The 10,207-nt window shown below is 41.1% G+C and carries 9 protein-coding genes; 2 read left to right on the top strand and 7 right to left on the bottom strand.

Annotation, left to right across the window (positions count from 1 at the left end; translation table 11 throughout):
• Nucleotides 1–27: 27 nt before the first annotated feature.
• The 4 genes from ACRCJ0_RS06710 to tadA all read right to left on the bottom strand — a co-directional run bounded on the left by ACRCJ0_RS06710 (nt 28) and on the right by tadA (nt 3,453).
• Nucleotides 28–507: a V-type ATP synthase subunit K gene (locus tag ACRCJ0_RS06710; protein ID WP_417893956.1), complete on the bottom strand. Its 480-nt coding sequence runs from the start codon at nt 505–507 to the stop codon at nt 28–30.
• Nucleotides 508–539: 32 nt separating this feature from the next.
• Nucleotides 540–2,495: a V-type ATP synthase subunit I gene (locus ACRCJ0_RS06705; RefSeq protein ID WP_417893957.1), complete on the bottom strand. Its 1,956-nt coding sequence runs from the start codon at nt 2,493–2,495 to the stop codon at nt 540–542.
• On the bottom strand, nt 2,482–2,808 hold the full coding sequence (locus tag ACRCJ0_RS06700) for a hypothetical protein (RefSeq protein WP_417893958.1): 327 nt from the start codon (nt 2,806–2,808) through the stop codon (nt 2,482–2,484). Before ACRCJ0_RS06700 ends, ACRCJ0_RS06705 begins: the two co-directional genes overlap by 14 nt.
• A gap of 117 nt (nt 2,809–2,925) precedes the next feature.
• Nucleotides 2,926–3,453, bottom strand: a complete 528-nt coding sequence (gene tadA / locus ACRCJ0_RS06695) for a tRNA adenosine(34) deaminase TadA (RefSeq protein ID WP_279098002.1) — start codon at nt 3,451–3,453, stop codon at nt 2,926–2,928.
• 266 nt (nt 3,454–3,719) lie between these two features.
• Here tadA and treP point away from each other — a divergent pair, with 266 nt between their 5' ends.
• Nucleotides 3,720–5,222: a PTS system trehalose-specific EIIBC component gene (treP, locus tag ACRCJ0_RS06690; protein ID WP_417893959.1), complete on the top strand. Its 1,503-nt coding sequence runs from the start codon at nt 3,720–3,722 to the stop codon at nt 5,220–5,222.
• An 81-nt stretch (nt 5,223–5,303) separates the two neighbouring features.
• Nucleotides 5,304–6,974: an alpha,alpha-phosphotrehalase gene (treC, locus tag ACRCJ0_RS06685; RefSeq protein ID WP_417893960.1), complete on the top strand. Its 1,671-nt coding sequence runs from the start codon at nt 5,304–5,306 to the stop codon at nt 6,972–6,974.
• A 303-nt stretch (nt 6,975–7,277) separates the two neighbouring features.
• On the opposite strand, the gene treR is transcribed toward treC, so the two are convergent.
• The 3 genes from treR to ACRCJ0_RS06670 all read right to left on the bottom strand — a co-directional run bounded on the left by treR (nt 7,278) and on the right by ACRCJ0_RS06670 (nt 9,998).
• Complete coding sequence (gene treR, locus ACRCJ0_RS06680) at nt 7,278–7,994, bottom strand: trehalose operon repressor (RefSeq protein ID WP_417893961.1); 717 nt, start codon at nt 7,992–7,994, stop codon at nt 7,278–7,280.
• A 51-nt stretch (nt 7,995–8,045) separates the two neighbouring features.
• Nucleotides 8,046–9,041, bottom strand: a complete 996-nt coding sequence (locus tag ACRCJ0_RS06675; RefSeq protein WP_417893962.1) for a nucleoside hydrolase — start codon at nt 9,039–9,041, stop codon at nt 8,046–8,048.
• A 105-nt stretch (nt 9,042–9,146) separates the two neighbouring features.
• Nucleotides 9,147–9,998, bottom strand: coding sequence for a prephenate dehydratase (locus tag ACRCJ0_RS06670; protein WP_419971686.1), 852 nt, complete (start codon nt 9,996–9,998; stop codon nt 9,147–9,149).
• Nucleotides 9,999–10,207 lie beyond the last annotated feature (209 nt).

Genomic DNA, 10,207 nt, shown 5'->3' with positions numbered 1-10,207 from the left:
ATTTTGGTTTTTCTACTTGATTAGTGATTAACCAACAGAAAGTACTAATAATAGAGAGATAACGAATGCTAAGATCGCGTAAGTTTCAACCATGATAGCGTAGATGATTGCGTTAGATACGTTTTCAGGACGTTTCGCTAGAATTTGTATACCTGCTGTTGCAGTATGCCCTTGCCAACGTGCTGAAATTAAACCTACTAAACCGATAGGAATACCAGCTACAAAGTAGAGTAAACCTTGAGTTAAGTCTAATCCTGAACCTAACTGTAAGTAAATCATGATCCCGATAACGAAACCGTATAAACCTTGCGTACCAGGTAATAGTTGTAAGATTAATGTTTGCGCAAATTTTTCAGGTTGGTCTTTAACCAAGGCAGCTGCAGCCGCACCGGTTTCACCAACACCACGAGCAGAACCCATACCAGAGAATATAACTGCTACTGCGATTCCGGCCATCGCAAAGATTTGGCCGCCGTTTTCCACAAAAAATTCAAACCATGTATTCATTATTTAAAAACCTCCATTTTGTTGTCTTTTAATTAATTTTCTTCTACGTCTTTTAGAGAAACAAACTCTTGTAGTGTGCGAATCGGCTTAAAGGCACGTCCGCCACCTTCATAAAACTTACCAAAGAACTCAACGAATACTAAACGCATACTATGAACGTAGGCAGATAGTAATGATAAGAACATGTTAAATAATTGTAAGGCGATAATCATCAAAATACCCGCTGTAAAACGAACAGGCACTGGCAAGATGGTGAACAAGATATTAAAGGACATGGCGATTGCCCCACCTGAAATACCTAAAGCCATTAGTCGTGTATAAGAAACGAAATCTCCTACATACGAAGATACACCGTATAAGTTATACAATCCAACAACACCACCAACTGCTTTGTTGTCGTTAGTAAACATTGGGACTAATACAATACCCGCTGCTGAAGCGATGGCTAACCAAGTGGCTACTGTAATCAGGATGTCCATACTCATCACAAAACCGGCGATACCGATGGCTAAGGCAACTAGTAGGCCTAACCAGCCCATCCCGTCATTGTATGCTGAGGCATAGTCTTTACGACTCAATTGTAACTTGGTGTTCAAGCATAGACCGACAAAGATATGAATGTACCCAATCGCTAATGAAATGATCATCAAGACTAAGGCATCCTCAGTTGGATTGATCAAACCGAATGGTAAAGCTTCACCGAATAGGGATCCATAAGCTAGACCAATTAACATCGTCGGATATGATAGGATATAACCAAATTTTACAAATCGTTTGGTACCTTTCCGTAAATCCATTACTTTCAAGGCAAAGAATGTCCCAATCCAAAGCAATAGACCGTAACCAAAGTCACCCATCATCATAGCGAAGAATAACATGTAGAACCCGGCTACCCAGTTTGTTGGATCTTTTTCCCGGTAATTTGGTAATGAGTACATTTCTGTAATCATTTCAAACGGCTCTACAATCGAAGCGTTGTGCAATTTAATAGGCACTTCATCTTCTTTTACTTCTTGCTCAGTGGTTTCTTCTAGAATTACTGCCAGTGATTGTGGATCAAAGGTTTCCTCTAAAACTGCTTGCAAGTTTTCAACCTGTGCTTCTTCAACCCAACCACTGAATAAAGATAGCTGTTGGTTATCATATGAAAGCTGAGCTGCATTTGCACGTTGACTACGGTTAAAGAATTCTTCTACCGCTAATTGAATAGTGGCTTTAGATTCTTGCATGCTTTTAATATCTTTCACAACGGCTTCCTCATCTTTGATGAGTTGTTTCCGATCACTTTCCAATGTTTGGAATATCTCTTCTGGGGTTTGTCCGTAATTGAAATCCACTTCAGAGAAATAATTTTCTGCAAGTTTTGCTTGCAAGTTGTCGTGGTGACCTGGTAAGGCAACGACTGCGACGCCAATTTCATTCTCGTTAGCAAACACTTCTTCAACGGCTACGTCATCTATGGCTTTTAATTGTTGCCAGTGGTAACGGTTTTCGTCATTTGGAATTGTTCCTAGACGAACATCGAATAGTTTTAATTCTTGTAGTGATTTTGGATCGACATCTAGTGCTCGCCATTTAGCGATGGTTGTTTGTTCATCTTCAATCCGTTGGCGTTGGTCTTGAATGTCATTACGCTTTTGTCTTAAGGCTTCGACTTGTTCTATCAATTGTAAAGCTGCTGCTTCATCCACAGTTTCATGTAGTTCATCCATGGTCATTTGTGGGCGTTTGGCCGTAATTTTATCTTTTAAAGATACCTTTTGTTGGTATTGACTTAGATAATGTAATACTTCGCGTCCGCGTTCATAGATGACTTGGTAATCTTGATTACTTTGGTAATTATTATTGAAGGTAAAGTCTTGGCCGGTTACCTTTAAAGAAAGGTCACTAACTTGTATATTTTGCATCGTTTGTAAGGTATATAACAATTGGTCCTTGTTACTTGGCGCCGTTACAATCGATACTTTTTGCATTTTAGCGATTGCCATAGCTATTTTTCACCTCCTCAATTACAAGTGAGACTAAAGATGGCAAAGCGGCTTGGAATTGATTCTCAATTTCCTCAATCTCTTGATCGTTCTTCGCATTTTCTTCAGATTTGTACGCTTGTAAAACTTTTTCATTCTCGGCACGCTGCGTTTCTTGATAATCTTTCAAGATTGCATCTTTTTCAGACGCCATTTGGCTTAATTTGCGATTCTTGTCTTCTAATAAACTTTCTCGCTTACTTGTATATTTATCACTTAGTGCTTGCGTTGCTTTCTCAGTATCGACAATTTGTGCTAAAGTTTTGCTGGACACCCAATTCACCCCCTAAAAGCGTTATAACGACTTAATTATAACAAAGAAAACGCTTTTTTTAAATGTAAACGCTAAATAAATCACAATGTCTTATTTTTTAGTATTTTGACATCTCGCTTAGTTTTCTACTTTTGGTTTACGGCTTGAATTTTTGCGTTTCTTGCGTAATTCAATAAAAAACTCTTGTAAAAGTGCCTTACATTCGTCATGCATGACACCCCCAATGACTTCAACTTGATGGTTAAACCGACTATCATCCAGTAAATTCATCAAGGTTCCTGCCGTGCCACCCTTTTGATCGTAAGCGCCAAAATAGACATGTTTGATACGACTTTGTATCATGGCACCCGAACACATGGGACAGGGTTCTAACGTCACATACAAGTCTGCATCCGCTAGCCGCCACGATGCCCTATTACGGTTGGCTTCTTGTATAGCGAGGATTTCCGCATGGGTTGTTGCATCCTGGCTGGTCTCACGTAAGTTATGGCCACGCCCGATGATTTCCCCCTGGTAGACGACAACTGCCCCAATTGGCACTTCACCAATAGCTGCTGCCTTCTTCGCTTCTTCAATCGCTGCCTCCATAAAAGCAACTTGGTCCACGTCAAGTGTATTGAATTTTGTATCCTTTTCTTCTGACATTCCACACCTCATTTCGGTCTAAAACTTGTCATAATCATACCACTACCAAGGCTTACAACCAACTGATAGGTGGGGCTTGCCGGACTTTTTAACTACTTTCTTCCTATTAACTATAGTCCTATAAAAAAAATTTTTTGATTGAGTGATTTGACTTGATTTGAAACCGTTATCATTATATAATGACCTCGTAGATAACTTGTATAGACAAGTTTGCAATTATCGGTTGGATTTCATGTGGCATTTTTCGTTATAGAGGAGGAAGAAAAATGAGTGATTTTAAACAAGATGCTAAATCTTTACTGGATGACATTGGAGGCAAGGAAAATATCAACGCCGTTACACACTGTGCGACGCGTATGCGGTTTGTATTAAATGATCCTAAACAAGCGGATGTTAAAGCTATTGAAGACATCCCTTCTGTTAAAGGGACATTTACCCAATCTGGTCAATTCCAAGTTATTATCGGGAACAAGGTAGCAGATTTTTACAATGAATTTGAAGTGGTTTCTGGTGTTTCTGGTACGTCAAAAGAAGCGGTGAAAGCTGCAGCAGCTGACCAACAACAAAACTGGATTCAAAAAGCCATGACTTTCTTGGCTGAAGTATTTGCACCAATTATTCCAGCAATTATCGTTGGGGGTCTAATTTTAGGCTTCCGTAACGTGCTTGAAGGGGTGCCAATGGAGTTCCTCGGGCAGAAAATTGTTGATGGTGTTGCACAAACGATGGGTGATGGTACACCTCAATACAACACGATTGTTGATGTTTCAACATTCTGGGCCGGCGTGAATAGTTTCCTTTGGTTACCGGGTGAAGCCATTTTCCACTTCTTACCAGTTGGGATTACATGGTCTGTAACACGTAAAATGGGTACCACGCAAATTCTTGGTATCGTATTAGGTATCACATTAGTTTCACCACAATTACTAAATGCTTATGCTGCACCAGACGCTATCTTAGCTGGTGAAGTACCACAATGGGACTTCGGTTTCTTCCAATTAGATATGATTGGTTACCAAGCCCAAGTATTACCGGCCATGTTCGCAGGTCTATCACTTGCTTGGCTTGAAAAATTCTGGCGTAAATACATCCCAGAGATGATTTCAATGATTTTCGTGCCATTCTTATCATTAGTACCTGCCATTATCTTGGCGCATACAGTTTTAGGTCCAATCGGTTGGACTGTAGGTACTTGGATTTCTAGTGTTGTGTACGCTGGTTTAACTGGACCTGTTTCTTGGTTATTCGGTCTAATCTTCGGTGCCCTATACTCTCCACTTGTAATTACTGGTTTACACCATATGACAAACGCGATTGATACGCAGTTAGTGGCTGACTTTGGTGGTACTGGTTTATGGCCAATGATCGCCCTATCAAATATTGCACAAGCATCTGCGGTTATGGCAATTTGGTGGACAACTCGTCAAGATGAGAAAGAAAGTCAAATTACCATTCCATCTGCTGTATCAGCTTACTTAGGGGTAACTGAACCAGCAATGTTCGGTGTAACCATTAAATATGTTTACCCATTTATTGCAGCGATGATTGGTTCAGGTTTAGCTGGTTTACTTTCAACAACAGTTGGCATTACAGCTAACTCAATCGGGGTTGGTGGTTTACCTGGCATCCTAGCGATTCAATTCCAATACTGGGGTTGGTTCTTACTAGCTATGGCCATCGCCATCGTTGTACCATTCGCATTGACAATTGTATTTAAGAAAACTGGTTTCCTAGCTAATAACAAAATCGATTTCAATATCAAGTTCTAGCATTAGCCAGATAGATTCAAGTTTCACGCTCGCCTTGGATGCCCCTGGGCGAGCTTTTTTTCTAAAAAGGAGGAAGACACAATGACAAATGATTTAGGGAAAAAGGTAATATATCAAATTTATCCAAAGTCTTTTAACGACACAGATGGGGACGGTATTGGTGATCTTAGAGGTATCATTGAAAAATTAGACTACCTAGAAACACTAGGTGTCGACATGATTTGGATGAACCCCTTCTATCCATCGCCACAAAACGATAATGGTTATGACATTTCAGACTACACAGCCATTGACCCACGTTTTGGGACTATGGATGATTTTGAAGAATTAGCCCGTGAAGGAAAAAAACGTGGTATCGACCTGATGCTGGATATGCCTTTAAACCACTCTTCTACTGAACACGAGTGGTTCCAAAAAGCCCTAGCTGGCGACGAATACTATCAAGACTTCTATTACATTCAGCCCGCTCAAGAAGACGGGTCTTTGCCAACAAACTGGGAATCTAAATTCGGTGGCCCTGCTTGGGAACCATTTGGCGACACTGGCAATTACTACCTGCACCTCTTCGACGTGACCCAGGCTGACCTAAATTGGCATCATCCAAAAGTGCGCGAAGCCCTATTCGATGTTATCCGCTTCTGGATCGACAAGGGGGTTGGCGGTATCCGCTTTGATGTGATGAACGTGATTGGTAAGAGCGAGATCCTAGAAGACTCAACTGGTGGCCCAAGTTCTACCCAAGAGAAACGGTTATATACGGATACAGAAAATTCACACACTTGGATTCGGGAAATGGCCAAATCAACCTTTGGCGATATTGAAGGCTTTGTCACAGTAGGTGAAATGTCCTCTACAACAGTTGAAGATGGTGTCCGTTATACCAATCCTGAAGAAGACAAATTAGCTATGATCTTCTCCTTCCACCATTTAAAAGTCGATTACAAAGATGGCGAAAAATGGTCTAAAGTTGATTTCGACTTCCAATCTTTAAAAGACATTTTAAACGAATGGCAAAAAGGCATGTCAGATGGCAACGGTTGGAATGCCCTATTCTGGAACAACCATGACCAACCACGCGCTAACTCTCGTTTCGGTGACACCGAAAAATATCCATACGAAACAACTACCATGCTTGCCCAAACTATTCACATGATGCGCGGTACCCCCTACATCTTTGAAGGGGAAGAAATTGGTATGACCAACCCAGATTTCGACGACATCAACGACTACAATGACATCGAAACCTTCAACAACTACCAAATCTTATTAGATAAAGGTGTTTCTGAAGAAGAAGCGATGGAAATTATTAAATTTAAGTCCCGCGATACTAGCCGGACCCCAATGCAATGGGATGATTCAGAAAACGCTGGATTTACCACTGGTACACCATGGTTGAAAGTAGCTGATAACTACAAAGATATCAACGTGAAGAAGGAACTTGAATCAGGTAAAATCTTCCCGTACTATCAAAAATTAATTCAATTGCGCCATGAACTGCCGATTATCCAAGACGGTGCTTACCACGAATTACTGAACGACCATCCAGAAGTATTAGCTTACTATCGGACTTACGACGACCAAATCTTGTATGTCTTCTCACACTTCTACCCTGGTACCAGTCAAGTTGACCTACCTGAAAGTGTTGATTTAACCCGTGACTATGACAAGTTATTAGGTAATGGTGATTTAGATAAAATGACAGCCTCATTCGAACTAGGACCATATGAAACAGTTGCATTCCTTTCGAAATAGGATACTTACACCCCTTAAAAATGGGTAAACGAAAAGGAGTTGGATTTTTCCAACTCCTTTTTTGCGACTATAATTACATGTATACTTTTATAGCCCTTTGAGCGTTCTCGGTGGAAAAGACAGCAAATTGACCACCCCTAGAAAAAGTTTAAAGCCCTAACACAGATATAAGTGTCGCTCTAATTTGATCGTTCGATCATCAGCTAAAATCCAATACTGAATGCTGAAGAAAAACACCCTCAACTTGGCCAAACAAGGCTGATTGAGGGTAGTTGTCCTATCTATCCCAAATTAGCGCACGATTTAATGAGCCGTCCGGCGCGCAAATTCCGCAAATCTAAATTTGTCAATTCGGTGGTGGGATGAGGTATATTGAAAAAAGGTGGCATCTTCTAAGTATACATGGCTGTTGACCTGGATGATAAAATCATCTGGGCCAATGGCCATTTCTTTTTGATCTATATCATCCGCCTTTTTGGCCACAATTTCCTTATTGGCAAAGGATATTTGTAAATCTAATTCTTGTTCAAAGTATTGATAAATGGACACTTCCGCGATTTCATCTGGCACCCCGCCTTGGATAACGGATACGCGGAGGTAGTCGTGGTCAACAATGACCGTTTCCCCTTCCATTTCACGGGCCCGAATCAAGTGGATGAAGGGTTCGCCCGCGTCTACCCCGTCTTCACCGACGAGAAAGTCAGGTGCCGCTACCCGTTTATTACTCAAAACTTGGGTTGCAGTTTGGAAGTGTTGGGATTCTTGCAATTCCTTGTAGGAAGTTAAACCGGATATAGGAAAAGAAAACCGGGCAAAGTCTAGGACGATAGCCCCTTTACCTTGTTTCTTCTGGATAAAACCGGTGTCTTCCAATCTTTTCTGCGCTTTTCGAATAGTTTCGCGCGATACGTCGTAAGTCTTGGCCAGGTCATTTTCACTCGGAAGTAACCGGCCTACAGGGTAGATGCCCTGGTGGATTTTATTTTGAATGTCAGCGGAAATAAATTCGAACTTGTACATTTCCGTCACCTACTTATCTAGCTTAATTTTGTGTGTCCTTTTCGCTAGAAGTTAATCCAGCATGTCTAGGTATTGATGGTATTTGTCTTCGCCAAATAGGGTTGAAATTACGTGGGCTTTATAGGCTTCAAGGTCGATATCCATTGCGATGTAGACATTTTTTGGTCGGTCAGTACGCTCCTCAAAGTCAATGACGGTCTGTCCGTAAGTATACTCACCTTTAGTTTCAATGACCAAGTTAGTATGGTAGACTTCGGTCAAAATTTCTGGGTGCAGGTAGCCAACAACTGCTACTAGGTCATGGATGACGATCCCAATTTTGCCTTCATTTTCAAATGAGTTCAAGACATAATCGTCGAACATTTGACGGATCATGTCGCCTAGTTCACCGCCTGCTTGACGGATAAATTCTAAGTCGTTCATATCCAAGAGGGACGGTCTCGTCACGTCTAAACCAACCATTGTAATCGGGACAGTTTCGCCCAAGGCTTGATAGACGATATCAACTGAAACGGGGTCAAACCAGTAGTTAAATTCCGCTACCGGGTTGGTGTTCCCATCAAAAGCAGCCCCACCCATAGACATGATTGACCGGACTTGTTTCATGGTCCCTAAGTCTTTTTCAACGGCCAAAGCAATATTCGTTAGTGGTCCTAATGTGATTAAATCGATTTCACCAGGATGTGCTTTAACTTGCTCAAGAATGAAGTCAACTGCATGTTGGTCTTGAATCAAACTTTCATCATAGGGGAAATCAACGCCACCCATTCCGTTCGATCCATGGATATTCCCAGTCGCATTCTCTCTTGGTGGTTTGTTCTCTTTTAAAGAGGTATAATCGTTGTCAGCGCCTGGATAGATCTTCACGCGACCATCAAAATAAGTAGATACCCGAACCGCATTCGTGGTGGTCATATCCAATCCCTTATTCCCGGCAACCGTGGTGAAACCTAAAATTTCCAAGCTATCGTCCGACAAGGCCGTCATCAAGGCCGCCGCATCGTCAATTCCTGGGTCCGTATCAATAATTACCTTACGTTTATCCATGAAAATTCCTCCTATATCCTATCTGTCTATACAAGTTCATTGTAACATGTAAGCGGTTTATTTTATAATAATATTATTTTGGAAAAAGGCACTCGTGTCGTTAATCTAACGATTTTGTTTAAATTGCGCTACCACTTGAATATGGGTTGATAATGCTTTTAAAATTTTCTCTAATGACTCTAAGTCCCCAATCATATTGCTTGGGTCTGCTTCAATAAAGAAGCCGTAACGGAAGGGTTTCATTGGGATTGGACGGGCATTTAATCCGTCCAAGTTGATCCGGTAAACATCTAATACCTGTAGTAACTTGGCCAAAGCACCTGGTTCATGCGGTGTTTCAATATATAACATGATCTTGTCATGAGTATTGGTCATATCGATATTGTCGTATCGTTCAAAGACTAAAAACCGCGTCATATTCCCTGATTCGTCGTATGCTGCTGGTTCTAGCGCTTGTAAACCGTGCAATTCACCCGCACGAGGGCTGGCAATCGCTGCTTTCGTTGGGTCATCTTCTTGCACAATAAATTCAGCAGAAACAGCTGTATCGATATAGGCCACTGGTGCCATGTTTGGATAGCGGTCAAATAATAATTTACATTGGGTCAAAGCTTCTGGATGAGAGTAAACTTTCGTCACTTGATGAATGTCAGCACCTGGTAAACCCCATAAAACATGGTTTACTGGTTGGTAGTGTTCATATTTTGCTAGGACGGGTTGGTAACGGATAATATCCATTGTTCGTGCAATCAAGCCTGTTGTCGAATTTTCAATTGGCATGACAATTCGGTCTACTTTTTCAGCCACTAAGTCATCTACCATGGGTTTAAAGTCATCGTAAGAGACGATTTCTAAACGTTCATCCTCAATCTCAACATGCAACTGTTCGTGTACAAAAGCAATCGTTGCCGCCTCGCTATAAGCCCCCGGTATGCCTTGATAACCAATTCTCATCATTATTTCACCCTTCTTTTTGAAATCTCATATTCATAAGTGTACCAGTTTCAAGGGGTAATGTCATTCTGGATAAAATAAAAAATACCCCCAACCACTATTAAGCATAGCAATTGGAGGCATTTATTTTCGATTTATTTTGTAAATGATTTTGCTTGGCCTACAGCATAGTCGTAAGCGTCAGCTGCTGAATCTTTTACGCGATCACCGAA

It is taken from the genome of Aerococcus sp. L_32 (assembly GCF_050689315.1).
Note: the sequence above shows the minus strand (reverse complement) of the source record. Positions and strands in the feature narration are given on the sequence as shown.